The organism is Abiotrophia sp. (genome assembly GCF_057275535.1).
This window is the reverse complement of sequence record NZ_DBHIRJ010000004.1, coordinates 144767-169258: the sequence shown is the minus strand read 5'-3', so window position 1 is coordinate 169258 and position 24492 is coordinate 144767. Positions and strand designations below refer to the sequence as shown.

24 protein-coding genes and 3 pseudogenes are annotated in these 24492 nt (G+C 48.1%); 7 read left to right on the top strand and 20 right to left on the bottom strand.

Translation table 11 applies throughout. The annotated features are described in order from the left end of the window. Nucleotides 1–79 precede the first annotated feature (79 nt). A complete protein-coding gene (locus ACO53F_RS04525) occupies nt 80–262 on the top strand; it encodes a YdeI/OmpD-associated family protein (protein WP_291454219.1) in 183 nt (60 codons plus the stop codon). A 48-nt stretch (nt 263–310) separates the two neighbouring features. Here ACO53F_RS04525 and ACO53F_RS04520 read toward each other — a convergent pair whose 3' ends face one another. The 7 genes from ACO53F_RS04520 to ACO53F_RS04490 form a co-directional block, all read right to left on the bottom strand. Continuing rightward, complete coding sequence (locus ACO53F_RS04520) at nt 311–763, bottom strand: HIT family protein (RefSeq protein ID WP_485137472.1); 453 nt, start codon at nt 761–763, stop codon at nt 311–313. A 99-nt stretch (nt 764–862) separates the two neighbouring features. After that, the gene (locus ACO53F_RS04515; protein ID WP_485137471.1) at nt 863–2197 is read right to left on the bottom strand and encodes a sensor histidine kinase; all 1335 of its coding nucleotides are present in this window, start codon (nt 2195–2197) and stop codon (nt 863–865) included. Beyond that, nucleotides 2194–2850 (bottom strand): response regulator transcription factor, encoded by a 657-nt coding sequence (locus tag ACO53F_RS04510; RefSeq protein WP_023391696.1) that lies wholly within the window; start codon nt 2848–2850, stop codon nt 2194–2196. Before ACO53F_RS04510 ends, ACO53F_RS04515 begins: the two co-directional genes overlap by 4 nt. 318 nt (nt 2851–3168) lie before the next feature. Next, entirely contained in the window at nt 3169–4548 is a 1380-nt protein-coding gene (locus ACO53F_RS04505; RefSeq protein WP_291432425.1) for an ABC transporter permease, read from the bottom strand. Between the two features lie 15 nt (nt 4549–4563). Further along, nucleotides 4564–5214 (bottom strand): ABC transporter ATP-binding protein, encoded by a 651-nt coding sequence (locus tag ACO53F_RS04500; protein ID WP_035364132.1) that lies wholly within the window; start codon nt 5212–5214, stop codon nt 4564–4566. Nucleotides 5215–5227: 13 nt separating this feature from the next. Beyond that, nucleotides 5228–6523, bottom strand: coding sequence for an ABC transporter permease (locus ACO53F_RS04495; RefSeq protein WP_485137470.1), 1296 nt, complete (start codon nt 6521–6523; stop codon nt 5228–5230). Between the two features lie 168 nt (nt 6524–6691). Then, nucleotides 6692–7465, bottom strand: coding sequence for a MurR/RpiR family transcriptional regulator (locus ACO53F_RS04490; RefSeq protein ID WP_485137469.1), 774 nt, complete (start codon nt 7463–7465; stop codon nt 6692–6694). Nucleotides 7466–7592: 127 nt separating this feature from the next. Here ACO53F_RS04490 and pfkB point away from each other — a divergent pair, with 127 nt between their 5' ends. From pfkB to ACO53F_RS04475, 3 genes are read left to right on the top strand one after another with little or no spacing between them, the layout of a single operon-like run. Then, nucleotides 7593–8513, top strand: a complete 921-nt coding sequence (gene pfkB, locus ACO53F_RS04485) for a 1-phosphofructokinase (protein WP_485137468.1) — start codon at nt 7593–7595, stop codon at nt 8511–8513. Nucleotides 8514–8525: 12 nt separating this feature from the next. Continuing rightward, entirely contained in the window at nt 8526–9932 is a 1407-nt protein-coding gene (locus tag ACO53F_RS04480) for a PTS fructose transporter subunit IIC (protein ID WP_485137467.1), read from the top strand. 17 nt (nt 9933–9949) lie between these two features. After that, a complete protein-coding gene (locus tag ACO53F_RS04475) occupies nt 9950–10399 on the top strand; it encodes a fructose PTS transporter subunit IIA (protein WP_485137466.1) in 450 nt (149 codons plus the stop codon). A gap of 1724 nt (nt 10400–12123) precedes the next feature. Here ACO53F_RS04475 and ACO53F_RS04470 read toward each other — a convergent pair. The 4 genes and pseudogenes from ACO53F_RS04470 to ACO53F_RS04455 all read right to left on the bottom strand — a co-directional run. Then, nucleotides 12124–12261 (bottom strand): annotated as a pseudogene (locus ACO53F_RS04470) (pneumococcal-type histidine triad protein); the annotation flags it as partial. Nucleotides 12262–12810: 549 nt separating this feature from the next. Further along, on the bottom strand, nt 12811–14214 hold the full coding sequence (gene dgt, locus ACO53F_RS04465) for a dGTP triphosphohydrolase (protein WP_485137465.1): 1404 nt from the start codon (nt 14212–14214) through the stop codon (nt 12811–12813). A gap of 215 nt (nt 14215–14429) precedes the next feature. After that, nucleotides 14430–15035: a DUF6037 family protein gene (locus ACO53F_RS04460; protein ID WP_485137464.1), complete on the bottom strand. Its 606-nt coding sequence runs from the start codon at nt 15033–15035 to the stop codon at nt 14430–14432. A gap of 222 nt (nt 15036–15257) precedes the next feature. Then, entirely contained in the window at nt 15258–16763 is a 1506-nt protein-coding gene (locus tag ACO53F_RS04455) for a PTS transporter subunit EIIC (protein ID WP_314943367.1), read from the bottom strand. 225 nt (nt 16764–16988) lie between these two features. On the opposite strand from ACO53F_RS04455, the gene ACO53F_RS04450 reads away from it, so the two are divergent. Then, the gene (locus ACO53F_RS04450) at nt 16989–17222 is read left to right on the top strand and encodes a type II toxin-antitoxin system PemK/MazF family toxin (protein WP_485137463.1); all 234 of its coding nucleotides are present in this window, start codon (nt 16989–16991) and stop codon (nt 17220–17222) included. A gap of 57 nt (nt 17223–17279) precedes the next feature. On the opposite strand, the gene ACO53F_RS04445 is transcribed toward ACO53F_RS04450, so the two are convergent. The 4 genes from ACO53F_RS04445 to ACO53F_RS04430 form a co-directional block, all read right to left on the bottom strand. Continuing rightward, nucleotides 17280–17609, bottom strand: coding sequence for a type II toxin-antitoxin system RelE/ParE family toxin (locus ACO53F_RS04445; protein ID WP_314943366.1), 330 nt, complete (start codon nt 17607–17609; stop codon nt 17280–17282). Further along, a complete protein-coding gene (locus tag ACO53F_RS04440; protein WP_023391684.1) occupies nt 17599–17856 on the bottom strand; it encodes a type II toxin-antitoxin system Phd/YefM family antitoxin in 258 nt (85 codons plus the stop codon). The genes ACO53F_RS04445 and ACO53F_RS04440 overlap by 11 nt, the downstream gene beginning before the upstream one ends. A gap of 107 nt (nt 17857–17963) precedes the next feature. Further along, on the bottom strand, nt 17964–18419 hold the full coding sequence (locus ACO53F_RS04435) for a GNAT family N-acetyltransferase (protein ID WP_485137462.1): 456 nt from the start codon (nt 18417–18419) through the stop codon (nt 17964–17966). Between the two features lie 21 nt (nt 18420–18440). Continuing rightward, a complete protein-coding gene (locus ACO53F_RS04430) occupies nt 18441–19478 on the bottom strand; it encodes a M42 family metallopeptidase (protein ID WP_485137461.1) in 1038 nt (345 codons plus the stop codon). Between the two features lie 243 nt (nt 19479–19721). Between ACO53F_RS04430 and ACO53F_RS04425 the strand changes: the two are divergent. Continuing rightward, nucleotides 19722–19922 (top strand): annotated as a pseudogene (locus ACO53F_RS04425) (XRE family transcriptional regulator); the annotation flags it as partial. Nucleotides 19923–20102: 180 nt separating this feature from the next. On the opposite strand, the gene ACO53F_RS04420 reads toward ACO53F_RS04425, so the two are convergent. After that, complete coding sequence (locus ACO53F_RS04420) at nt 20103–20273, bottom strand: hypothetical protein (RefSeq protein ID WP_023391680.1); 171 nt, start codon at nt 20271–20273, stop codon at nt 20103–20105. 363 nt (nt 20274–20636) lie between these two features. On the opposite strand from ACO53F_RS04420, the gene ACO53F_RS04415 reads away from it, so the two are divergent. Beyond that, nucleotides 20637–21152, top strand: coding sequence for a DUF308 domain-containing protein (locus tag ACO53F_RS04415; RefSeq protein WP_485137460.1), 516 nt, complete (start codon nt 20637–20639; stop codon nt 21150–21152). Nucleotides 21153–21461: 309 nt separating this feature from the next. Here the strand turns inward: ACO53F_RS04415 and ACO53F_RS04410 are convergent. From ACO53F_RS04410 to ACO53F_RS04395, 4 genes and pseudogenes are all read right to left on the bottom strand, one after another. Further along, a pseudogene (locus tag ACO53F_RS04410) lies at nt 21462–21660 on the bottom strand (IS3 family transposase); the annotation flags it as partial. A gap of 605 nt (nt 21661–22265) precedes the next feature. Then, nucleotides 22266–23147 (bottom strand): hypothetical protein, encoded by an 882-nt coding sequence (locus tag ACO53F_RS04405; RefSeq protein WP_485137459.1) that lies wholly within the window; start codon nt 23145–23147, stop codon nt 22266–22268. A gap of 21 nt (nt 23148–23168) precedes the next feature. After that, entirely contained in the window at nt 23169–24044 is an 876-nt protein-coding gene (locus tag ACO53F_RS04400; RefSeq protein ID WP_485137458.1) for a hypothetical protein, read from the bottom strand. 13 nt (nt 24045–24057) lie between these two features. Continuing rightward, nucleotides 24058–24438: a TIGR02328 family protein gene (locus ACO53F_RS04395; protein WP_485137457.1), complete on the bottom strand. Its 381-nt coding sequence runs from the start codon at nt 24436–24438 to the stop codon at nt 24058–24060. Between the last annotated feature and the right edge of the window lie 54 nt (nt 24439–24492).

Here is a 24492-nt window from a genome sequence, read left to right as displayed (position 1 = left end):
TTTGTAGGCTTTCAAGCCCTCTTTCTGGCTTGCCCTAAGGCCCCTATGTTATACTAAAAGGCAAAGGAGGAGGATGAAGATGTCCACAAGTTCTTACACCAGTCAAAGCCTAGCGCCTCTGCTACCTGAGCCAGTCAGACAACATTTTCTCAGTCTACCCCCTAGTCACCAAGCCGAATGGCTTAAGTACCTCAACGAAGCCAAGCAGGAAGCAACTAAGGAGCGCCGCCTGGCCAAGATGATTGACCAATTAACCCCATAAAATCAAAAAAATACAGGCATCACTTGTGCGATGCCTGTATTTTTTCGTCTAGCCTTCTAAGGCCTCTAACAGTTTCTGCCGCATCTGGGACAGCTCGGGCTCCTGCAGTCGCACTGCCTCATCCGTCATTTCCTCAAAGGGCACCCACCAGACGGGCCCCCGCCCCTGGAGGCCGTAGGTCCCCATATCGCCGGAACGACGTGGGAATAGATGCCAGTGCAGGTGAGCGTCGCCATTGCCTAGCAATTCGACGTTCATCTTCTCCGCCCCAAAGGCCTTGGCCACCGCTTCTTGGACCTGACTCATTTCAGCCAGGAAGGCTAACCTAGTCTCAGGGTCTAAGTCATGTAGCTCCCGCACATGCTGCTTGGCTAAGAAGAGCGTATAGCCCTTGAAGTATTGGTGGTCACCCAAGACCACATAGCCAGTGGACAGTTCCTTGACTAGGTAAGGATTGCTGCCTTCCTTAATCATCTCGATACGTTGACAAATTAAACACATGGTCTAGGCTCCTTTACTACACTATTGCTTTGACCCGATTATAGCATAAGTCACTCTCCCATTCAAAAAAGCGCCCTAGGGCGCTTTTTCATGTTTGATTTAATCCTCCAGCACTTCCAGCTCAAAGCGCATGCCGCCTTCAATGGCATAGAAGTCATGGACAATATGGTAGTTTTCCAGTAGGTTATGGACCATATAGAGACCCAAGCCGGTCCCCTTATTGCCCTGCTGGTCGCTGTCCTGGTGACTAAAAATGTCATAGGCTGACTGAAGGGCTTGGTCAGACATAGGCTGACAAGGATTCTCAATTCTTAACTTCTGTCCCTCACGATAGATGCGGATGGTGCCGCCTGGTGTGGAGTAGCGGACCGCATTACTCATGAGGTTGGAGAAGACCTTGCGGAAGGCTGACTCACTCATAGCCAGGGTGGCCTGGTCCAGTTGATAGTCAATCTGCAAGTGCTGAGCCTGGGCCAGGACTTCATAGTCAGCCAGTACCTGAGGTACAATGGCCACCACATCCAGTGGTCCTGTCTCGGCCTGCCATTCTTGCAGTTTGGAGAGTTCCAGAATTTCCTTAACTAGGCCAGATAACTGGTCGACCTTAAGCATGGCCTCATCCAAATAAGTGTCCCGGTCGGCATACTTGCCTACCTTCCAACGCATATTTTCTAGCATAATACGCAGACCCGCCAAGGGCGTCTTGAGTTCATGGGAAGCACTGCGCAGGAAGTCGACCTTGAGCTTCTCTAACTCCACCATGCGCTGGTTCTTCTCCTCCAGTTCATCAATAACGGCTAGGAGATGGCCGTAGAGCTCGTTGATTTGTCGCTCCATCATGCCCAGCTCATCCTGACGAATATTAGCAAAGAAGGCCGTCCGATCCAACTGCTTCATGCGCCCGGTCATGGCCGCCATGCGGCTGAGAGGCCGAGACAGGCTGCGAGCGTAGACATAGGCTACCATCACTGCCAAAGCCACCGATCCCCCTAGCGACATAGGCAGTAAGGTCAGGGTCACCCGCGTGGCCTGGCGGACCACTTCGGTAGTGGCAACAAACTGAACTAACAGGCGTTTCTTATCCCGCGTCACCACTTCCCGCTCTTCGATAATGACCGAGTTCTGGTCACTGTCCTGATTATAGTTGAGGTTACGTCCGAGTGTTTTGGTATAGTTAGAACCTTGGGGCTGCATAAAGGCCGTAATACCCTCGTTCTTAGCATAGACTTCCAGGGCTGTCTCCACTTCTTCTTCATCGACTTCGGCCAGGTTTTGGACCATAGCATCGGCCTTGTGGCTCAAGTCGGTCTGGCGATCATTGAGATAAAAATGGGGAAAGACCAAATAGATGGAGAGATGGGCCACTGCCACCAAGGCTAGCAAGATGGAGATGGTCCAGATAAATATTTTCGGAAATAAACTTAGTCGTTTCATTTTAGCTCCAATTTATAGCCCACATTTTTGACCGTGACAATACAATCCAATCCTAAGTTTTTGCGCAATTGCTTGATATAGACGTCCACTACTCGGTCAAAAGGTGGATCATCCTGATTGGCCCAGACATGGTCGAGAATTTGCGCCCGACTGAGGACTTGGCCTTGGTGGTCCAGCAAGAGCTTGAGAACTGCCAATTCCTTAGGCTTGGTATCCGCCACTTCCCCCTTATAAGTCGCTTCATAGCTGGAGAAGTTGACCTTACTGTCCTTGTATTCCCAGATGTCAAACTCGCCGTAATGGCGCTTAAGCAAGGCTTCAATGCGCTTAGCCAGCAGGGCCAGGGAGAATGGCTTTTGAATATAGCCATCCACCAGCAAGTCGAAGGTCTTAATTTGGGCTTCTTCATCGGCCACCGCCGTCAACATAAGGACCGGCACTGTACTGGTTTTACGGATTTCTGCTAAGACTTCAAAGCCATTTTTCTTAGGCATCATAATATCTAAGAGGACCAGATCCACGGATACCTCCCCAAAGAGGTCCAGGGCTTCTTGGCCATCAGCCGCCTCCCAAACAAAGTAGCCTTGACTGCGGAGAAATTCGCTGACTCCTTCGCGGATGGCTGCTTCGTCTTCTACAATCATCAGATTCATGGGCGCACTTCCTTTCACATTAAAATCTTAAGTCAATTATACCACAGAAAGTAGGATTAGCCTGCGCAAACCCTACTTTCCATGGTAAAAAATATTATGGACTTCCTAGCCTACACTTGAACCAAATTCTGAACATTATCTACAAATGGAAGTCCCTTAGGTGGAGAATAAAGGGGTATCTAGAACCCCTCATAGGCCGGTCAAGGCGTCATTGCTTGGACTGAGTGACGAGAGTATGTAAGTGACAATGACGGCGACTTGGCCGGTCTATGAGGAGTTCTCGATGACGAGAACTCACCCACATTTTTGGCCTATGACCTATTGATGGTCGGCCAAGAGCGATTTAGGTTGCTTACGCATAAGGGTAATGGAAGCTAGGAGTACAGCTACCAGGATTACCACCAAGCCTAAGGCCACTACCCAAACCATATCCATGGCTTGTACTTGGACGGATAATTCGGTCAAGGTCTTGTTGAAGCTATCGATCGCAGCCCCACCCCCAAGCGTGGTATTCTTGGCTTCAGCTGCCAATTGTTGGCCGATGCTTTGGTTGACACTGCCCAAAATGGTATTCCCTACCCATTGGCTGACAGGTCCACCTAGGAGGAAGGCCCCCACAAAGCTTGCTAGACTGACCATGAGCACTTCAACTAGGAATTGAGCTAAGATTTGTGGCTTGGTCATACCTAGGGAGAGACGAATCCCCATTTCCTTACGACGACCGTTCATCCAGAGGAAGAGAATCAACATGAGGACGACACCTGAGAAGATCAGGCTACCCAAGAGTAGCTTGTCGGTCATGCCATAGACTAAACCAATTGATTTTTGCAAGGATGGGAAGTTTTGGCTGCTCTTAACTAAGCTGTAAGCCCGCCAGTTAATGGACAACTTCTTAGCTTCAGACATAATCTTGTCTAAGTCATGGTTACCGTCAACGAAGAAGCTAGCATCTTGATAGATAGCCGTCTCGTCGGTATAACCATAGAGCTTTTGCGTGGTCCCTAAGTCGGTCAGCAGGTTGTTTTGGTAGAGTTCTTGGATGGCCGTTACCCCACCTTTGTTCTTCCCGCTGAAGGTCCCTACGATCGTAACTTCAGTCGTTTCATTGGCTTGCTTTTCATTATCGGCATCATAGATGTTGGACTTGAGCTTGAGGGTGTCCCCTACCTTGAGGCCGTTCTTCTTAGCAAATTCTTCGTGGACCATGGCCACGTTCTTGTCCTCAGGCTTAATGTGACGACCTTCAACTAGCTTGAAGGTTTCGGCACTAAAGCGATCATCCAAGGAAGAGTCATTGGTCCCTGTCAACATAGCTGCCTTACCGAAGCGACGTTGACGGTCGGCATCAATTCGTGGCAGGCCATCTTGGGAAACCAGTTCCTTGTCGACTAAGTCAGCCACAATCCCCATACGTTTGACTACTTGGCTAATGCCATCTAGGCCTTGAATGGCCGCGATGTCCTTACCTCGCAAGTTCCCACTCCCGCGGTTGGTCCCTTGGTTGTTACGGCGGTCAATCTCCATAGAGAAGGAAGAACTGATGCCCTTGAAGGTTTCTTTGGAGGCTACGTCGGTAGCTCGCTTAACAGCCAAACTACTTAAGGAAACAGTCGACATGACTAGGAGAATGAGGAAGATGATCAGAGTCTTAAATTTTTTACGCCAGACATAGGCCCAAGCATTATTCAATAAACGCATTGTGCTTCCCCCTCTCTACTTGACTTTATGTCCGTTAGCTGCTTTGAGCTTACCATGACTGAGTTCTAGAACCGTATCGGCTGCCTCTGCCACTTGTGGGCTGTGCGTCACGACGATGACACATTTGCCTCGTTCATGGGCAGCTTGACGTAAAATGTCGATAATTTCTTGGGCGGTCCCTTCGTCCAAGTTACCGGTTGGCTCATCAGCTAAGATGATTGGTGCCTCGCTAGCCAAGGCCCGGGCGATGGCCACCCGTTGTTGTTGACCCCCAGATAACTTGAGGACGTTACGATGAATTAAGTCTTGGCCCAAGCCTAATTGTAAGAGCAAGTCTTCGCTAGCTTCCGCATTGGCTAGGCGCACATTTTCTAGTGGCGTCAAATAGTCAATCAGGTTGTAGTTTTGGAAGACCAAGCAAATATTGTGGCGGCGGTGGGCGCTATAGGACTCTTGGGCAATGTCCTTGCCTTGGAAGAGGACTTTACCTTTGGTTGGGCTATCTAAGCCTGCCAAGAGGGATAAGAAGGTTGACTTACCAGCCCCGGATTTACCCACAACGGCATAGAAGGTGCCAGCATCAAATTTAGCGTCTAATTCCTTGAGGACACTCTCTTGTGCCCCTTCATAACGATAGTAAATATTGTCTAATTTCAATAATGTCATCATGATCACTTCCTTAACTGAGTTGTCCTAGGATTTCCTTAGGTTTTTTGGTTAGAATTAAGCCGGCACAAGCCATGACCGCCACTACTATAATAATGAGAACCACGCCATAACTTGTTGCGACTAGGCCGGCCTGCCAAGTTGGCGCAGCGGCCGCGAAGAGTTTGCGGACCTGGTCTGGCAGGTCATTGGAGACTAAGAGGCTGGAGAAGAAACTGTTAGCCAGTGGATAGGCGACTGCTGCTGCGATGGCCCAGGCCCCAATGGATAGGCCCCAGAGCTCTAGCAGAATTTGACCAATGATTTGGCCCTTGGAAATCCCAATCGAGAGCAGAATGCCGAATTCATGCACTCGTTCCCGCAAGCAGAATAGCAAGACTAGGAAGAGGGTAATCACACTGACCAATAAGACCGCGCCGGTCATGATGGTCATGAGGGACTTGAAGCTAGCGATAGGTGCTGCCACCTGGTCAAAGGCTTGACTGTTGGCTGTCAATTGGGTTTGGTCCCAATCCAGCGACAAGGCCTTAACACGGCTAATAACTTGGTCTAGTTCCTTGGGATTTTTCACCCGATACTGAGCCAGACGCACTTGATAGTCGTCTGCTTGCCGCCCGTAGAGGGCCTGACTGCTGGCGTAATCGGTGTAGAGCCGGTTTTCGGTCAAATCGGAGCTGAGCCCGGTGAAGGTCTCACTGCGTTTCCCGCCATAGATCCCGACAATCTCAAATTCCTTGGCTTCCCCGTCCTTGGCTTCCCCACCTTCTGTTAGCTGGGTGCCCTTGAGGCTGATTTTGTCGCCTAGCTGGAGCTTGTTGGCTTCTGCAAAGGCCTCGTGGACCATGACCTTGTCTTTGTCATCTGGCGTCAAGTGGCGCCCTTGGCTGAGGGTCAAGGCCCCGCTAGCAAAATCTAAATCGGTCTGACTGTCTTGGCGACCTTGAATGGATAAGAGCTGATTAAAGATATCGTCGCCTTGGTCACGTTGCACGGCTTGTTGGGCCTGAATGACTTGGCCGGACTCAAACTTGGCCAGCCCTTCTGATTGATACTGAACATCTGCTACCCCTTCTACTTGAGCCACTTGACTGATGTCCGACTCTTTCATACCTGCCTGCAAGCCCTGACCTTGGAGCTGGAATCCCGCATTGGAGAGGGACAGGAGTTTATCTTGAACTTGTTGGGTACTAATCTGAATCGCGAAAACAGCTAAGACAGCGGTCGTGATCAGAGATAAGATGAGGAAAAGCAGCCCTACTCTGACTCGCTTACGGCTGACATAGGCCCAAGCACGCTGATACCATTTCATACGAGTCACTTCCTTTCTGCTGATTAAGAACTAACTATAGTATGCAACCCCTGTGTGAAGTTGATATGAAATTGTGAAATAAATTTTTGTCTTCTTCAATAAATGAAAAAAACAGCCCCTGACCTGGCTTGAGAACAGGATAAGGGCTGGGATTTTTTATAAATAAAATTAGCTGGCTGGGCCCCCAACTCGAATAGCATAGGCATCCAGTAAAATTCGGCCAATGACCTGCAAGGGTAGGCGAGACCTCACTTCATAATCAGGAAAATAAGAAATTTCTGATTTATAGCCTACTAAGCTGATGTCGGCTAGCTGGGCCAAACTAGAGCCTCCGTTGGCGGTCAGGAGAACTAGGGGGACTTCCTGGGCCACACAGGTCTGGGCAGCTGCCACCAACTCCTGAGTCTGGCCATTAAGGGAAATCAAGAGCACCAGGTCTTGATCCGTCAGGCGCTTACTGATGGTACGAATAATATTGGGGTCGGTATAGAGTTCGCAGGTCCGGCCAAGCAAATGAAATTTGACTTCCATCTCGCTAGCAATCAATTCACTCAAGCCGCGAGCAAAGAGATAGACCTGGCCTGCCCCTGCAATAGCTTGAATAGCATCTTCAATCTGGCGCTTATCTAAGAGGGCCAGGGTTTGCCGGACCTCAAGGTCATTTTTCAAGATAACTTCCTGAATCTTCTGATCATTATCGTCCAGGATTTGATAGGTAATGGAGATTGCCTGATCACCTCTAAGCTGCTGCTTGATAGCATGCTTAAAGGCCGTAAAGCCATCATAGCCTAACTTCTTCATGGTTCGGACAATGGAAGCTGTGGAGACATTGGCTTCTTGACTCAACTTGGTGATGGATAGACTGGGCACCTGGCCTAGATGGGCCTCCAAATAGGCTACAAGATGACGCTCGGTCGCCGTTAAATGTTCTAGCGAAAACATAGACTCCCTCCTCCGTAATTCTGTAAATTTTTTCCTAGCTAGCGTCGCATTTAGAAAACATTTACAGTCAAACTTCTGTCATACTAAGTATAACAAAAGTCCCATCTCAAACCAAGGAGGTGATTGAATGATCTATACCTGTACCATGAACCTGGCCATTGACCTCTTCATCAAAACTCAGGACCTAGTCCCCTTCGTGGTCAACCGCACCCAAGAGGCAGACTACCAGCCTAATGGCAAGGGAGTCAATGTCAGCTTCATCCTTAAGAAACTGGGCCTAGACTCTACGGCGCTTGGCTTTAGTGCAGGTTTTACGGGCCGCTTTATCTCAGACCAACTGCTTGCAGCGGGTATCCAGACTGCCTTCATCCCTATTCCTGGGATTAATCGCATCAATGTCTTCACCCGCGTCACCAGTCAAAATCTGGAGTATAAGTTGGTGAATCAGGGACCCGGTCTAAGTCCTGACCATATCCAGCAACTTCTAGCCCAGATTAAACGGCTCAAACCCCAAGACACCCTAGTAATCTCTGGCAGCCATCCCCAAGGCGTCACCAATGACACCTATTTGGCCATCGGCCAGGCTGCCCAAGCGCAAGGCTTCCAACTCATTCTAGATATCTCCAGTCCGGTAGTCTTGGACCTCTTGCCTTATGGCCCCGCCCTAATCAAGCCTAATGATGAAGAGTTAGCCCACTGGTTCCAGGTAGAAGCCCTTAACCAAGACCAGCTCATCTATTACGGTCGCCAACTCTTAGACAAGGGTGCCCGCCAGGTTTTACTATCACTGGGCCCAGACGGTGCCATCTTATTGACGCCAGAGATAAGCCTTAAAGCCACTGCTCCTCAAGGCCAGGTCGTCAATACGGCTTGCGCCGGTGACACCTTATTAGCAACCTTCATTGGCTGTCGCCAACAAGGGCTATCCTATGAAGATTCTTTGGTCAAGGCGGTAGCAGCGGGCAGCTCGACAGCCTTTCGACCTGGACTGACAGACTTCTCAGATGTAGCAGAACTCAGTAAAAGCATAGAGCTTACTTATTTATAAGGAGGAATTTGCATGACCAAGTATGATTTGATTGCGGCAACCGGTTGTCCGACCGGGATTGCCCACACTTTTATGGCCCAAGAGGCCCTAGAACAAGCAGCCAAGGCGGCTGGCGTTACGATCAAGGTTGAAACTCATGGGCAAATGGGTATCGACAACGAATTAACTGCTCAAGAAATTGCGGATGCCAAGGCGGTCATTATTGCCGCTGACAAAGATGTCCAGGCTGAACGCTTCGTTGACAAGCGCATCATTGACGTATCCGTCGGTCAAGGCATTAAGCAAGCAGCCCAGCTGATTGAACAAGCGTTGGCGGGACAAGGTCAAGTCAAGTACCCTTCCAGCCAACAAGTGGCGGCGGAAGATGCTCTCTTAGGGACTAGTGCCCCAAGCCTTAGCGGCCAATCCTTTGGACGTGATATCTATAAGCACCTCATGAACGGGGTCTCTCACATGCTACCCTTTGTGGTCGGCGGTGGGGTGTTGATTGCCCTCTCCTTCGCTATTTTCGGGATTTATTCCTTCGACCCTAGTCATGAATCTTATAATCCAATTGCCGCCAAACTTAAGGATATTGGGGGCACAGCCATGGGTCTCATGACGCCCGTACTAGCAGCCTACATTGCCCAAAGTATTGGCAAACGCCCTGCTCTCGTCACAGGTTTCGTGGCAGGGACCATTGCCAGCACTGGCGGCGCCGGCTTCTTAGGTGGTATCGTCGGTGGTTTCTTGGCGGGTTATACCATTCGTCTCTTAGAAGTCGTCTTCAAGGGCCTACCTAAGACCTTGGACGGGCTGAAAGCCATCTTCCTCTTCCCACTCTTCGGGGTGTTGATTACAGGGCTGATTATGATGTGGCTAGTCACCCCAATGGCTGGCATCAACGAAGGCATGATGACCTTCCTACAAGGTTTCCAAAACTCTAACCCGATTATTCTGGGCCTAATCGTGGGCTGTATGTCGGCCTTCGACATGGGCGGCCCGGTTAATAAGGCAGCCTATGTCACCGGGACCGTTCTCCTAGCCCAAGGCAATACCGCCTTTATGGCTGGGGTCTCTGCAGCCTGCATTGCCCCACCACTCATTACCGGGATTGCGGTCTTACTCTTCCGCCAACGCTTCGATTCCAGTGAACGCAATGCTGGGATTGTCAACATCATCCTGGGTAGTACCCATATCACCGAAGGTGCTATTCCTTTCGTAGCCAAAGACCCACTCAGAGCTATGCCTATTATGATGATTGGTTCTTCCGTCGCAGCAATCCTGACCTATCTCTTCAAGGTTCAAGTTCCTGCACCTCACGGTGGGTTCCTGGTCCTACCAGTCGTGACACATCCCTTCTTATGGGTCCTTGCTATCCTGATTGGTTCCGTCATTGGGGCGGTCCTCTTGGGCTTGTCCCGTCCAGAACCTAAATAGTAGGAGGCGAGAATTGCATGCTACTATCAGATGACGCTATTTACCTCAACCAGACGCTGACAAGCCAGGCAGCTGTCTTTGATTTTCTGGCTAAACAAGCAGTGACCCTGGGAGTCGCCACAGATGCCGGGGCAGTTCTAGCCAGTCTTCAAGAGCGCGAGTCCCTGGGGACAACTGGCATGATGGATGGATTTGCTATTCCTCATGCCAAGGACGCGAGCATTAAAGAAGCTAAGGTCTTAATTTTGAAATTAACTTCAGGCATTGACTGGCAAAGCATGGATGGCCAAGCCATTGACTTTATCTTCTGTCTCATGATTCCTGATTCCCAAGCAGGAACTACCCACCTCAAGGTTCTCTCCCAGCTAGCTCGGCTACTAATGCGCCAACCGATCAAGCAATCGCTAAAAGAGGCCCAAAGTCCACAAGCTATTCTCCATATTTTGGCTCAGGAACTTGAATCCTAGCCAGCCAAGCTAAAAACCACCCTGCCATCAGTTCGGCCGCTGATGGGGGTGGTTTTTTAATAGAGGGGTTAGATTTAGTTGCTTGCAGGCGTTTCATCTTTTTGATCGCTTGCTGCATCAGCTTTTGAGCTGGACGAAGACTGGGATGAGCTTTGGTCTGAGGATGAGGAGGCCTCAATTGCCTTGTCCTCTTCAAAGTTAGTCACTGGCAGGCTCTTATCCTTGTCGGCGTCTTCTAAGACTTCGGAAGTGAAGGACTTGTTGCTCTCCAAGATGCTTGGACCGCCATCTTCCCCGGCTTGGGTAATGGCCTTATACTTGTCGCCTACGCGGGTGTCAACCTTGCCATTGAACTGGGCGTGAGCGAGCTCGATGGCTTGTTTAGCTAAGATAGCTGGCGCGAAAAGCGGTTCTGCCGGGTCGTCCCCACCGAAGACGGCATTGGTCTTGGATAGGCGGGCAATGATATCCGACACTTGTTCCCGCAAGTCATAAGACAATGGCTTATCTTGGACGTGTTGGGTCAAGAAGTAGAGATGCTTCATGGCTTCAACCCCAGGACGGTCGTTGGCGTCCTTGAGGGCGGCCACATAGGCTGCTAAGCGGCTTAAGCCCACCGCGTCTTGTGCTTCGATGGCCTTGTTGGCTTGTTCCCGCAATTGGTCAGCGGTCACTCCATAGTTGGTCAAGTTAAGCTCGCTAATGGCCTTGAGGATGCTCTCATGTTGGGCATTCAATTTGGCCAGACGTTCGGACAATTTGTCGCTATTGTCTTCAATTTGGAAGATGTAACGGGCCGCAAAGCGGTCTAAGAGTTGGAGGAAGCCTTGGGTCGAATTGCCCTTGTCCTTGAGGCTTTCTTCAATGTCTTGCAAGCCAGCTTCAATCCGGGCTAGGGCTACTTCTTGGCCAGCCAAACGTTGGCTAGCTACTTGGCGCAGGGTGGCGATGTAGGCTTTGACTGTCGCTTCATCCAAATCCCCTGGCACATGGACACTTGGCAGGCTCGCTAATTTGTTGGCTACATAAGCCTTGGCCCCGTCCACATTGCGAATGCGGATATTGTGGCTGTGATCGCCATGTGGCACCTCGAAGTAGCCATCGCGAATGCGAATAATGCGCTGAGGAATTCCCATGCGTTTAGCAAGACCTGCTAATTCGCGGGCAAAGCGTAACTCAGGGTCAATGCTTGGATCCTGACTAGGCACTTCCAAGGTCCAGAGTGGCACTACCCAAGGGTGGATGTGAGACTTGTCCTGGCCTTGTTCCATATTTTGGAAGGCAAAGACTTGACCCCGGTAGTTGCCTGCATCATCATAGACGGCTTGCAACTTGATAGTGTCCCGCTCTACCCCATAGGCATAGCTGATGTAATCCAAATGCGGCTGCAACTCAGGCGAGTCTAGGGTCAAGAGGGAAGTCGGCCCTTGTGGCGTGTTTGGTTGTTCTGGCTGGCTCGGAGTCGGACTTGGCGTCGCTGGCTGATCCACTGGCAGACTTGGCGTCGCTGGTTGACTTGGTCGGGTCAATTGATCGGCTGGATGGCTTGGTGCCACAGGTTGGCTTGGGCTAGCCGGCCGGCTAGCGACTGGACCATTAGGTCTTGGGCTGACTGGCTCATCATCGAAGGACAGATTGCCTAAGCCTTGACCGCAATCCAAGACATCGTGGAAATGGTCGCCGTGAGGAATCCGCACTAGGCGGCAGCCCCCTGGTGTGTGGGCATTAGGCACAGTTGGCGCATTGGCCAAGTCCCGTTTGGAGATAAAGTGGAAATGGTCGCCGTGACGGACTACATAACCATCCGCATTCTCTTCGACAATATCGGCTGGGTTAAAGGTATAGTGATCGTCCCCACCCCTTCTTGAGCTGCTAGCCCCTGCTTGGTCCTGGTCTTCATAGATAGCGTCCACTGGTGGCTTACCATAGACAAAGTGATAGTGATTGCCGTGTTTCTTAAGGTAACCGTTGGAAAAGACCTTACCCACGATGACCTTTTGCTTGCCCATTTTTTCCTTGAATTCTAGCTCTAGCTTATCCAAAGCCAGAGATTCCTCTCGAGCTTGGGCTGCGGCCAAATCGCTAGATAATTGCCCCTTGTCGCTTTCTGCTTGTGACATGGCCGTTTGGGCCTCTTGTAAACGGGCTTGAGATTGGCTAAGTTCTTGGTTAAGGCCCCACAAACCGGCCCCGGCGCTCAAGAGAACGACGCCATTAATCCCCCATAAGAGGATGCGTTTTTTAGTCATGAATGATGACTCCTTTATATATAATGGTAATTCTTACGTTTAGCATCTTACACCGAATCGTAATGATTGTCAATAGTCTAATGAAAAAATATTGCACTACTTGTTAAATAGTTTGATAACATCAAAAAAGCCCCCTGCTATGAGGGAGCTGAGTGATAAGCTTTAGGAAATTCCTACCATATCTAAGTAGAGTTGGTGGGCATAGCTGTCGGTCATACCTGAGATGAAGTCCGTGGCCAAGAGCAGGCGCAGGTAGAGCTTCTCCAGGTCCGACTTACCTTGAGCAAAGTAATGGTAGGACCGCTTCTGGCTCTCGGAAATAATGCCAATCTTCTTAAGGTCCACATAGTCTAGTCGACGCGCTGTATCATAGGCTACGAGTGGTGGCACGAAGCTATCCAGCAGATAGGTCAGGGTCGAATAGCCCGCTATTTCCAGGCGTAGAATCGACTTGTGGTCATAGATTCGCTCTTCAGAAATAGACCGCAACTGGGCATAGAGCGGCGCCACATCCGAGTCTTTGAAGAGATCAAAGTCGTAGGTTCCGGCCATCAAGTCAGCATAATGACTCACGAAAGACTGGGTGGCACCGGCAATGAGGACATTGCGCAGGTGCTCGAAGAAACGGTTGATGCTGAAGATTTCTTCATCAATGGTCTCCAGAATGTGAACCACCTGGCGCGAAGCCTGGCTTTCCTGGGCTGACTGCTTCAGGCTGGCTAGCAAGTCCGCCTTGACCATGGCGAAGGTCAGCACCCCCTTGCCCAGGGCGTCTTCCATATCGGCCACCAGATAGGCAATGTCATCGGCTGCCTCTAGGATAAAGGTCAGCGGATGGCGTTGGCTGCCCGCCCCCGTTTGGCTAGTAATGGCTTGGAAGAGGTCGACCTCCGCATGGAAGTAGCCTACCTTCTTATGGGTGATAGCACCAGTCTTTGGCTGGTGGGAAGCCCGAGTGTACTTGAGAATGGTATTGAGGGTCGCCACGGTTAAATCCAGGCCAACAAAGCTGCCCTTGAAGTCGTGGAGCTTGGCCGCAATCCGCAGGGCCTGGGCATTACCTTCAAAATGATAGAGGTCATGAACATAGTCGCTGGCCAGAAAGTCCTGGACCAGTTGGGGATCCAACTGCTCACTCAGAATGGCTGGCAGACGCTTCTTGAACCACTGGCGGATAATATCCTCGCCAAAGTGCCCATAAGGCGGATTGCCAATATCGTGCAGGAGACTAGCGCACTCGACAATACGGGCGATATCGGCCTGACGGACAATGAATTCCTGCTGGCTGACTGCTAGCTCTGAATCGGCCACTCCTTCCAGCTGATCAGCCAGACTAAGGGCAATCTCCGAGACTAGAGTCCGGCCAATCATGGCCACCTCCAGGGAATGAGTCAGGCGCGTATGAATAAAATCCATCCGCTCCAGGGGAAAGACCTGGGTTTTGTCCTGTAAGCGCCGGAAAGACGGGCTGGTTACAATTCGTTTGTAGTCATCATCAAATTCATTACGATGCTGGGTCGCACTACCCGATAGACGGGTAGTAGATAAAAGATCTGTCCATTGCATAAGCCGGACCTCCTTGTCTGCTGGCTGGGTAGTTGGGGGCTTAAACTAGGCGTCAGCCAGCCTCTTTTGCTTCCTTATTATAACAAATTCTCAAGCTAGCATAAAGAAAGACACCCGAGGGGGTGTCTTGGGTTTACTTACATTTTAAATAGGTCTGCGTGGCCTAACATCCAGACCTACTCATTCTTGTAAAAGCTTGTCAAATATAGAAATTGTTAATCGGTATCACTAACTAGTTGATTTAATCGCTCTATTTGCTCCTTACTACTGATATCAGTCCAGCACGAACTCATATTATAACGGATACTTAAATCAGCATATTTCTTACCAAAAGCTGCCATTGTCTTTTCTATATTTTCTTTGGTTACATGTTTTCCTTCAGGATTCTTACGCCATCCGCAAAAATATCTCTTATCCTCATCCTCAATATATCTTGTCTTTCTAGCAAGATTAAGTACATTCCGATATCCAGGGCGTTCCCTGTGTTCAGATGGAATTTTACTATTTACTAATTCAAAGAAATCCTTTGGCTTAAATTTATAGTCCGGATCACGTTCTATCTCTAGATAATTCAGCAAAGCTTTATATGTATCGCCATCTAAATAATCATTAACTTTAAATCCTATTTCTACTTCAAACTCTAAAACAACAGGAAATTTTCCTAAAGTTGTCAAATACAACCTAAAAGGCACAGTGTCTATAATGAAGATACAATTAAACCCTTTCTCCTTTATTTTAATAGGAAATATACTTCTAACTTCATTTTTCCTTTTCATATCCGCATACAGGGTCTTTAAATTTGAGAAGTAAAATTTTCCCATAATATTTCCTCCATTACCTTTAATAGTACTATCTTTAAGATCCATATGTCTAAAAGTTTTAGATACTTTTACATTACCACTCAATTTAATCTCGGTCAAGAAAGAATAAATATGCTAGAGTCTTAAGTGAGTAGTAGTTAAACTCAAAATAAGCATATTTCTATTTTAATCTTTCTCCGCCACATCAAAAAAGGCCGGGTCACCCCAGCCTTGATTAGATTCCTAGTCATCCACACCCAGAATCTCGTTGATGTTGTTCTTGTAGAGAATAGCCTTAGCCCCGTAGACTGCTTGGATGCCGCCTTGGACTTCCAAGACATCGACGGCACCGATGGCCTTGAGGGTTGGCTTGTCGACCTTGCCTGAATCTTTGACTGATACACGCAAGCGAGTGATGCAAGCGTCGACTTCTTCAATATTTTCAGGACCACCTAGGGCTTCAATGATTCTAACTGAATCTTGCTTGAGGCTGTCCTTGGTGTCGACCACTGGCTTGGCATCCTCGTCCAAGTCCTCTTCCAGACGACCTGGCGTTGGCACGTTGAATTTGGTGATGAACCAACGGAAGACCACATAGTAGAGGCCGGCCCAGATTAAGCCAAATGGAATTTGTAAGAGCCAGTTGGTCTTGTCATTCCCTTGCAGGATCCCGAAGAGGGAGAAGTCGATGACCCCACCAGAGAAGGTGTTCCCGATGGAAATGTTGAGGATGTCGGCGATGAAGAAGCTGACCCCATCCAGGAAGGAGTGAATCACATAGAGGAAAGGACTCACAAAGAGGAACATATACTCGATTGGTTCCGTAATCCCGGTGATAAAGCTGGTCAAGGCAACCCCGAAGAAGAGACCTGCGTATTTCTTACGACGGTCTTTTGGCACCAAGTGGTACATAGCCAAGCAGGCAGCTGGCAAACCGAACATCATAGTTGAGAAGCGCCCAGCGAAGAAGCGAGTTCCTTCGGTGAAGAGACCAGTGTGGTTTGGATCTGCCAATTGGGCGAAGAAGATTTTTTGCGCCCCGGCTACGGTTTGGCCCGCAACTTGAGCCACCCCACCCAATTCAGTGTACCAGAACATTGGGTAGATCATGTGGTGCAAGCCGACCGCCCCGCAGAGACGCATGAGGAAGCCGTAGAGGAAGGTCCCCAGCGGACCTGCTTGGGAAATGTAGTCCCCTGTTGATACTAGCCATTGTTGGAATGGTGGCCAGATTAGGAAGAAGACGCCCCCTAAGAAGATTGAGGCAAAGGATGTCACGATCGGCACGAAGCGGGAGCCCCCGAAGAAGCCCAAGACCTGTGGCAGTTGAATATTATGATAGCGATTATGGAGCCAAACTGCACAGGCACCGACCGCAATGGCGCCAATGACCCCGGTATCGATGGCAGAACCCTCCGCCATGTAGAGTTTGACTAAGGCACCGATGGTGGCTTTCATGACCAGGTAACCGGTCACCCCAGCTAGGGCTGCCGTCCCCTTGTCGCGCTTGGCAAGGCCGATACAGAGGCCCACACAGAGCAGGAGGGACAGGTTGGCGAAGACAATTTCGCCGGCCGAACTCATGACTTGGAAAATAGCTTGTAGGCTTGGATTATTCAATACGGGATAGGTCGCCACCGTGGTTGGATTAGACAAGGCGCCCCCAATCCCCAGCAATAGCCCGGCTGCCGGCAGAATAGCGATTGGCAGCATAAAGGCTTTCCCGATTTTTTGTAACAACTTAAACATGGTACAAAGACCTCCTTTGATTGTTAGGTGCTTCAGAAGTCTCGCATCGGAATCCTCCTGACTCACTCCTTTGGTCCCTTCTTCCGAGGGACTCGCGGCCCTTCCTGGCCTGGCTGCCTCCTTTCCTGGTCTGACATGATCTTGCATAAGTTGCGATGCGAATGCGCAGGGTTATCTGTAACCCTTTACAAGTTAATTATAATAGGATTGTAAGGAAATTTCAACTTGGAGGGGAGTGGCTTGACCATCGTTGCCCCCATCACCACCACTAGTCGTAACTTTCCTACCTATCATGAGCTGACTAGCACCCGCACCATTCAGGGCAAGGTCATGCTAGACCAGACCATGACCCTAGACTTGGCGGCACGAGGTGTCGCTAAGGTAGAGGAAAGACTATCCCAAGAAGAATTGAAGCTTATCTTGGATAAGTATAAGTTGTTGTTTGATATGGAGGATTAGGAATAAACAAAACGCCATCAGCTCGGTATGATGACCTAGCGATGGCGTTTGCTTGGTTTAATGCGACTTAAGGTCCATAAACAAATGGGCTTGATCCTGAAGACCATGTCCTAGCCGGATAATCCGCACTTTTTGTTCTTTGGGGTATGGCGCATAGTAGACAATATAGTGACCAATAATTTTCCGTCGAATGCCTATAGCTGGCAAATAGGGATTGCGCACCCGCTCCCCGCTTTCTGGGAAAACTAGCAAATTTTTCAAACACTCATGGAGTGCATCAAGAAACTTTTTGGCAGCTTGCTGATTCTTAAGTTCCTTGGTCAGATAGTCCAGAATCACTTCTAAATCTTCTTCTGCCTTCTGAGTGAACTCATAACTATAGGTCATAACGCTCCCTCATATCCGCGATAAGGGACTCACCGTCTCTTAGACGCTGCTCTCGAATATCTTCCAGCCCTTGATATAGAAATTTTGCTTCTTCCATTTGGCGGAGGGTCTTCTCATAGTATTCAATGTCCATGACAACTAGTCGCCCGTAGCCATTCTTAGTTACGAAGACTGGGCCTTGTTCCTCTTGGCAATACGCTTCAACTGCCACTGTGTTTTTTAAATCGCGCATGGGAATAATTTTCATCAACGCCACCCCCTTTTAATGGCTATATTATATCATAAATTTAGACACATATATAGTCATTTATAGCAAAAGGCCCCCTCGTCTGATCATAAGGGGACCTTTTCTTCTTATAACTGATAGACCATAATGTGTTCATTGTTGTCTGGGTCAAAGCCGGTCTCTTCAAAGCCTAGACCTAGCAAAATCTTCTTCATAGGCTCGTTACCGTCCACGTAATCGGCCACCACCTTGGTCATCTGGGTTTGCTGTTTGGCCATTTCAACTACGGCTTCAATGGTTTGTCGGCCGTAGCCTTTGCCTTGGTAGCGCTGGTCAATCAAGAAGCGCCAAACAAAGACTTGCTGCTCCTCTGGATCCAATTCATACATAATGAAGCCAACTAAATCCTCATCTGCATAAATGGCCTTGGGATAGGTAATGCCTTCTTCACGGTAAAACCAAGCATCTGCCAAGGACCGGACGACAGGAGATACAAATTTGGCCTCTTCTTGCTCAGGAGAAATCTTGAGATTTAAGACTTGGGAGTAGTTATCGCTTGTTATCTCTCTAAAGGTAATGGTCACACTAGTCACTTCCCTGTCATCTTACTTGACTAAGTCACTCAAGAGATAGGCATCCACCAAGCGCTCGGTTGCCTCTACAGAGTCGACATGGGTCCGCTCATAGGAATGGCTGGACTCGATGCCGGCACCACAGAGGGCGTGCTTGACTTCGGCACCCGCTGACATAGCGGCCGAAGCGTCGGAGCCGTAGAATGGGTAGATGTCTAATTTGTAAGGAATTTCCTTGGCCTTAGCTAGCTCCACCAGGTGTTGGCGGAATTCATAGTGGTAAGGGCCGCTGGCATCCTTGACACAGATGGAGACGGTGTACTCGTCGGTCTGTTGGTCGTCCCCCATGGCGCCCATGTCGACCGCCAGATACTCAACCGCTTTGTCTGATAGGCTAGAGTTGGCCCCATGCCCTACTTCCTCGAAGACCGAGAAGGCAAATTGGGTCGTCACCGGCAGGGTGATGCCCTCTTCCTTGTAACGGCGCAACAAGTTAAGCAGGATAGCGGCGGACACCTTGTCGTCGAGGAAGCGCGACTTGATAAAGCCGGTGTCGGTGATGGTGGTTCGTGGGTTGAAGGAGACAAAGTCACCCACTTCAATACCTAGGGCGCGGGTTTCTTCCTCGTTGGTAACCTTGGCATCTAAGCGGACTTCCATGTTGTCTTGGGTCCGTTCAGCCGTCCCCGCATCACGGTAGACGTGGGTAGAAGTTTGGTGAATGAGAATAGTCCCAGATACAGTTTTACCGGTGGCCGCCACATGGACGGTACAGTTCTCCCCTTCAATCATGTTCCAAGGAAAGCCACCCACCTTGTCCAGCTTGAGCCGGCCGTCGCCCTTGACCGCGCGCACCATTGCCCCCAAGGTGTCAACGTGAGCCGTCACGATGCGGTGGTGGTCATCGTCCTGGCCCGGCACCGTCACATGTACTAGTCCTTTGGAAGTGCGCACCGGTTGGTAGCCCATTTTTTCCAGAGTCGATACCAAATAGTCCTGAACGCCACGCGTGTAGCCCGTTGGCGACGCGATAGCTAGAAGTTCTTGCAGATAACTTAAGGTTGGATTCATCCTAATGCCCCCTTGAAAATTGTTTACACCTTCATTATAACACAAGTTTGGATAGGCGCCCTATCTTTTTGCGTGACAAATGGGGCGGGTGCCCGCAGTCACGTCGTGTTGGAGCCCCAACACGACATCGCCCTCCTCCAATGCGACGTGGCTGCACCTTTTGGCTCCTTTTTCGCTCAAAAACCAAGTTCATCGCCTCCACCACGTCGCGTTGGAGCCCCAACACGACATGGCGCTCCTCCAACTGATGGACAGCACTTAGAAGATTTACTCTATCTAACACGGGGCAACCAACTATACACAGAAGATGGAGAAGAGTTGTATATTGATCCAACTTCTTAGAACAGAACATTTCATACCCAATATGAACCCGATTTTATTGTAGCAAGAGAAAAATCTCCACTAGAACTCTTGATTGAAAATAAGGAATTGTTTGATAAATAGAAAAAGCGAGGATAACCTCGCTTCAGATTGGAGTTAAAATCTTTAGAAGACACTTTTATAAGGACTTTGTCCTCACTCTGAAAGCCTTTATTTAAAGGCTTTTTTACTTTTCCAAAGTAAATTTGTTGCGAGTTTATCGCATTTTTAACGAATCCTTTCTGATAATACACTATCTTCGTATCATTTCATTTCTTGCTTAATTCTCATCAACTCTTCCTTTGCCTCTTCTAAATGCACACTCGTCAAGTACGGAATAGCAGCGTCGAGCTGTTCTTCTGAAAAATCCCACCATTTAAGTTTTTCCAAAAAAGCAATCGTCTCTTCGTCAAAGCGGTACTTGATAACACGCACTGGATTTCCGACTGCGATAGCATAAGGTGGAATATTTTTTGCAACAGCTGCTTTACTACCGATTCTTGCAAATCATGATGATGAAAGAGTATGGAACAGCTGATAGTCCCCAAAAAATTGCTTTTATGAACATCACTTTGGGAAGTGTCATTTTCGGCGTACTTGTCATCCTTGGTACCTATATGATTTCAAAAGCGTGAAAAGCAAAGCGAAATATATAAAGTGTGAAAAGGAGCGAAAACACCTTTTCTTTTTGCGATCCAGACTGAAACTTCCAAGTTGTCTATTTATTTTATTGACATTTTTTATAAAAAGAGGTACAATAACTTTAATATCAAACTATACTATATCGGAGGTATTGAAATGAAATTTTCTAATCGTTTACTGCTATTCCTTGCAGGAGTTGTTTTTGTCCTTTTAGGACTTTTCCTATTTACAAACCCAGTAGCTAATCTTGTTGCTTACAGCTGGTGGATTGCATTTGGTTTACTGGTTTCTTCTATAGCAGCTATTTTAGGCTATTTCTCTGCACCAAAAGAGCTTCGCTCACCTGTTTATCTTTTCCAAGGATTTGTTAGTCTTCTCTTAGCTCTTTACCTCGTTGCTTATGGCTTTGTGACCCTGCCGGTCGTCATTCCGACCATTGTAGGAATTTGGTTAATTGTAGAAGCCATTATTGCTTTCTTTAAAGGCAATCGTCTAGGATTGATTTTCCCTATTATTGGTAGCAATATCACGTGGGTAGCCTTGCTTGAATTTTTACTAGGTCTAGTGATTCTGTTCAATCCAGTGGCTACAGCTGTCTTTGTCGTTTATGTCAATGCCTTTGCATTTTTAGTTACTGGCTTCACCTACATTATTGAGGCCTTTCGTAAATAGTCTAGTTGCTATTTCTATCGCATTCAAAAAAGCTGGGAAATCATATTCTCAGCTTTTTCGTCTCTTTAATTATCACTTTTTCGCATTCCATTCTGCGTAGAATTGCTCCAAGTATTCTTCCAAAAAGTGATGGCATAGTGCTCTAGCATTCGATAAGTTGCAATAATAACCGGTCGAGAACGGGGCATCGACTCAATCATACCGAAAATAAAAGAGCGAATGTTATCTGCAAAAAGAAAGCTTGGATTTTTTGCGATTTCAACAAAAAAAGCACTGTTTGTACTGACCCCAAAAAGTTAGACAAATAATTTAAGTGAAGGATTTAGTTCTGTATTGCACAGGACTAAGCCCTTTTTAGTTTTACCTTAATTCGTTTGTTGTTGTAGTACTCATTGTAGTCAACAATAGCTTGTTCCAATTGGTTAAGTGATTTAAATGTTTTCTCATAACCATAAAACATCTCAGACTTAAGAATACCAAAGAAGGATTCCATCATACCGTTGTCTGGTATGATGATGAAAGAGTACGGAACAGCCGATAGTCCTCAAAAAATTGCTTTTATGAACATCACTTTGGGAAGTATCATTTTCGGCGTACTCGTCATTCTTGGCACCTATATGATTGCAAAAGAAAGAAAAGCAAAGCGAAATATAACGTGTGAAAAGGAGTGAAAACTCCTTTTCTTTTTGCGAACCAGACTGAAACTTCCAAATTGTCTATTTATTTTATTGACACTACGAGCAACAGCGTAATGCGTGACATGCTTCTTCTATATCAGAATTGGACTCTTTCAGGCTGCTGTTCTAGCAAATAATCCTCTTAGCCTTAATCATAGAAATTCATTTTTGTTCATTTTTACATGACCCAGACTAGAAAATATTCAACACCTGACTGGGATTTATTTTAATGGGTTTTAACCTTTCTTGGTTAGATAAAAAAGAAGAACCATACAGTATAGAATCTGTATGGTTCTTTGCCCTACTTTTGGCCCATTTTGAAATAATTATATTTAATAACGCTCCAAGCATCTTCTAGAAATCACTTATATTTCCACATTTTTGATTATTTTCAATATGAAAAATTCTTACAGATTCATGCAGGAGGCTAGATGGCTTAAGGTCTTGGACTTTGAACAGGTTCGTTGTATTGGTCAAAAGTGATTTTACCTTGAATACGATAGGTACCTGCTAAATAGTTCAAGTGACGCGTTTTGCCCTCTTCAACAGTAAAGACCATGTCCACTTCAAGGCTCTGAAGTCGGAAGTCCTTATCTACTTGGTAATTAAACTTAGGTTTGCTGGCAAAGAAAGCCGCGAAAGCATCCTCGTTAAAGATGTAGCGGATCAGTTCCGTGCTAATCTCTTTGGCGTCGGTTGGGTGGTCCGATTGATAAGCCCCATAAACCGCAGCTGCACTTAATAGATTCCACGCAGCTTCGTGGTCGCGGTAAACCTTCTTACCATCTATATCCTCTCTCAGGCGCAACTCGTAGCCATTCTCTAGCTCCTTAACCTCGTAAATCTCTGAATATAAGGCGATTTCTTCAGGCGTATAGAATTGATCCAAGCTACGTAACTGCTTAAGCGAGTCTTGAAATTCTTGAACTTCGGTCTTGATATCTAGACTTCTGACCTCTTCTTCATGGTTCTCCTTGCCATGAAGCTGCCCGTCTTTGACAGAGGCAATTAAGTGGTAGTCGCCCAAGAAGCTACCAATATCAAAGGAGCCAAATCCGGACGCTTGGTCCAAATCTACATTTGCTTCAAAATGGCCGCCTATGAGGATATCTTCCTCCTGGCTTGGGAGAGTATTGCTTATCTTCCACTCACCCTTAGTATGGACTGTCTGGGTCTTGGCCATCTTCTTGACCGTCTCATTCAGTAATTGGTCCAGGGACGGAGCTTGCGCACTAACGCTTGCTGGCGCCACCCCACCAGCCCCTGCCAAAAGGCCGCCGGCCATGGCTAGCAGGCTTAATTTTTTAAACCATTTCATCTACTTTCCTCCTCAAATGTCCTAGGGCTTTTCTACTGACACCGCTTGGTCATATTGGTCCAAGTCCGCTTCCAATTTGACATGGAAGATTCCTGTTAAGCCAGAGAATAGATCCATCCCCTGGTCAATACTAAACTGAAAATCAACCGTGACATGGGTTACACGGAAATCCTTGTCGGTCTGCACCAGAATCTTTGGCTTACGAGCCATGAAAGCACCAAAGGCCTCTTCATTTAAGACATAGTCAATAAAGCTCGCAAAATCGCCATAGATGGTAGGGTTACTAGTCTCCAGCAGCAATTGGTGCAAGGCCTCTTGCTTGACCTGGTCCCAGAACTCTTGATGATCACGATAGAGCTGCTTGCCATCAATATCTTCTGATAATTGCAAGAGGTAACCCTGATCTTCTTTGACGCTCTGGATATACTTCGCTAGCTCCCCTTTGTATTGAGGACTATTCCAAGTTTCCACCTGACGCATCGACTCCAAGTCTGACTTCCAACTTGGCACCTGAGACTTGAGGTCAATTGGCTCCAACTCCTTACCGTCCGCCTTACCATACAAGTAGCCATCTACTAAGGCCAACTTGACTTTGCTTGCCCCGGGAAACTTAGCCAAGCCAAACTCGGCCTTGCCCGCCATTTGATCTAAGTCAAGGCTAGCATCTAACTCGCCATCTAGCACGGTCTGTGTATTTTTCTCTTCAAGATCACTGTGGGTCATGGAAAATTTGACCTTAGTGTGGACGCTTTTGCTTTGGAGGCTAGTCTTAATGACCCGGTTTACCAGCTCATCAGTGGTCAAGTCTTGAGCCTGCACACTCGGTGCACCGACACCCCATAACATAGTCGCAGTCAGGCTTAAAAGCCCTAGTTTCTTCCATTCTTTAATCATCATTTAAATCTCCCTTCTAGTTTTCTGGCTCTAATTCAATACCCTTAGCTCGCAAGTTAGCTAAGCACTCAGCCAGATATGCCGCGTCATGCTCCGCATAAATAGGAGAGCCCAGCGGCTGAGATTGGATTTGGCTAGCTTCATAGGCTGGCATGACTTTGCCACGATAGCTGGGCTCCCACCACTGGTCGTCCGGCCGGTAGCCGCGGCGGACCATTTCCTCCATAATCAGGCGGTGGTAGGCATAGAGCTTGTAGGGCGAGTGTTCAAAGACATAGTTAACCACACTGTGGGGCTTGCCCCAACCCTTGCCCCGCAAGGCCGCACACTCCCGATGCTGACCTAGCAGCTGTTGTCTTGGCAACTTGTCAATCAAGGCTTGATGCCATAATCTCATGTAAGGCCCTCCTTCTTGCTTTCCCTTACTATAGCACATTCTGAGCCTAAGGAA

Bases quoted from the DNA above. Each gene is read 5' to 3' on its own strand.
- ACO53F_RS04525 (WP_291454219.1), top strand. From the start codon at position 80: ATGTCCACAAGTTCTTACACCAGTCAAAGCCTAGCGCCTCTGCTACCT.
- ACO53F_RS04520 (WP_485137472.1), bottom strand. From the start codon at position 763: ATGTGTTTAATTTGTCAACGTATCGAGATGATTAAGGAAGGCAGCAAT.
- ACO53F_RS04515 (WP_485137471.1), bottom strand. From the start codon at position 2,197: ATGAAACGACTAAGTTTATTTCCGAAAATATTTATCTGGACCATCTCC.
- ACO53F_RS04510 (WP_023391696.1), bottom strand. From the start codon at position 2,850: ATGAATCTGATGATTGTAGAAGACGAAGCAGCCATCCGCGAAGGAGTC.
- ACO53F_RS04505 (WP_291432425.1), bottom strand. From the start codon at position 4,548: ATGCGTTTATTGAATAATGCTTGGGCCTATGTCTGGCGTAAAAAATTT.
- ACO53F_RS04500 (WP_035364132.1), bottom strand. From the start codon at position 5,214: ATGACATTATTGAAATTAGACAATATTTACTATCGTTATGAAGGGGCA.
- ACO53F_RS04495 (WP_485137470.1), bottom strand. From the start codon at position 6,523: ATGAAATGGTATCAGCGTGCTTGGGCCTATGTCAGCCGTAAGCGAGTC.
- ACO53F_RS04490 (WP_485137469.1), bottom strand. From the start codon at position 7,465: ATGTTTTCGCTAGAACATTTAACGGCGACCGAGCGTCATCTTGTAGCC.
- pfkB (WP_485137468.1), top strand. From the start codon at position 7,593: ATGATCTATACCTGTACCATGAACCTGGCCATTGACCTCTTCATCAAA.
- ACO53F_RS04480 (WP_485137467.1), top strand. From the start codon at position 8,526: ATGACCAAGTATGATTTGATTGCGGCAACCGGTTGTCCGACCGGGATT.
- ACO53F_RS04475 (WP_485137466.1), top strand. From the start codon at position 9,950: ATGCTACTATCAGATGACGCTATTTACCTCAACCAGACGCTGACAAGC.
- dgt (WP_485137465.1), bottom strand. From the start codon at position 14,214: ATGCAATGGACAGATCTTTTATCTACTACCCGTCTATCGGGTAGTGCG.
- ACO53F_RS04460 (WP_485137464.1), bottom strand. From the start codon at position 15,035: ATGGGAAAATTTTACTTCTCAAATTTAAAGACCCTGTATGCGGATATG.
- ACO53F_RS04455 (WP_314943367.1), bottom strand. From the start codon at position 16,763: ATGTTTAAGTTGTTACAAAAAATCGGGAAAGCCTTTATGCTGCCAATC.
- ACO53F_RS04445 (WP_314943366.1), bottom strand. From the start codon at position 17,609: ATGACCTATAGTTATGAGTTCACTCAGAAGGCAGAAGAAGATTTAGAA.
- ACO53F_RS04440 (WP_023391684.1), bottom strand. From the start codon at position 17,856: ATGAAAATTATTCCCATGCGCGATTTAAAAAACACAGTGGCAGTTGAA.
- ACO53F_RS04430 (WP_485137461.1), bottom strand. From the start codon at position 19,478: ATGAATCCAACCTTAAGTTATCTGCAAGAACTTCTAGCTATCGCGTCG.
- ACO53F_RS04415 (WP_485137460.1), top strand. From the start codon at position 20,637: ATGAAATTTTCTAATCGTTTACTGCTATTCCTTGCAGGAGTTGTTTTT.
- ACO53F_RS04405 (WP_485137459.1), bottom strand. From the start codon at position 23,147: ATGAAATGGTTTAAAAAATTAAGCCTGCTAGCCATGGCCGGCGGCCTT.
- ACO53F_RS04400 (WP_485137458.1), bottom strand. From the start codon at position 24,044: ATGATGATTAAAGAATGGAAGAAACTAGGGCTTTTAAGCCTGACTGCG.
- ACO53F_RS04395 (WP_485137457.1), bottom strand. From the start codon at position 24,438: ATGAGATTATGGCATCAAGCCTTGATTGACAAGTTGCCAAGACAACAG.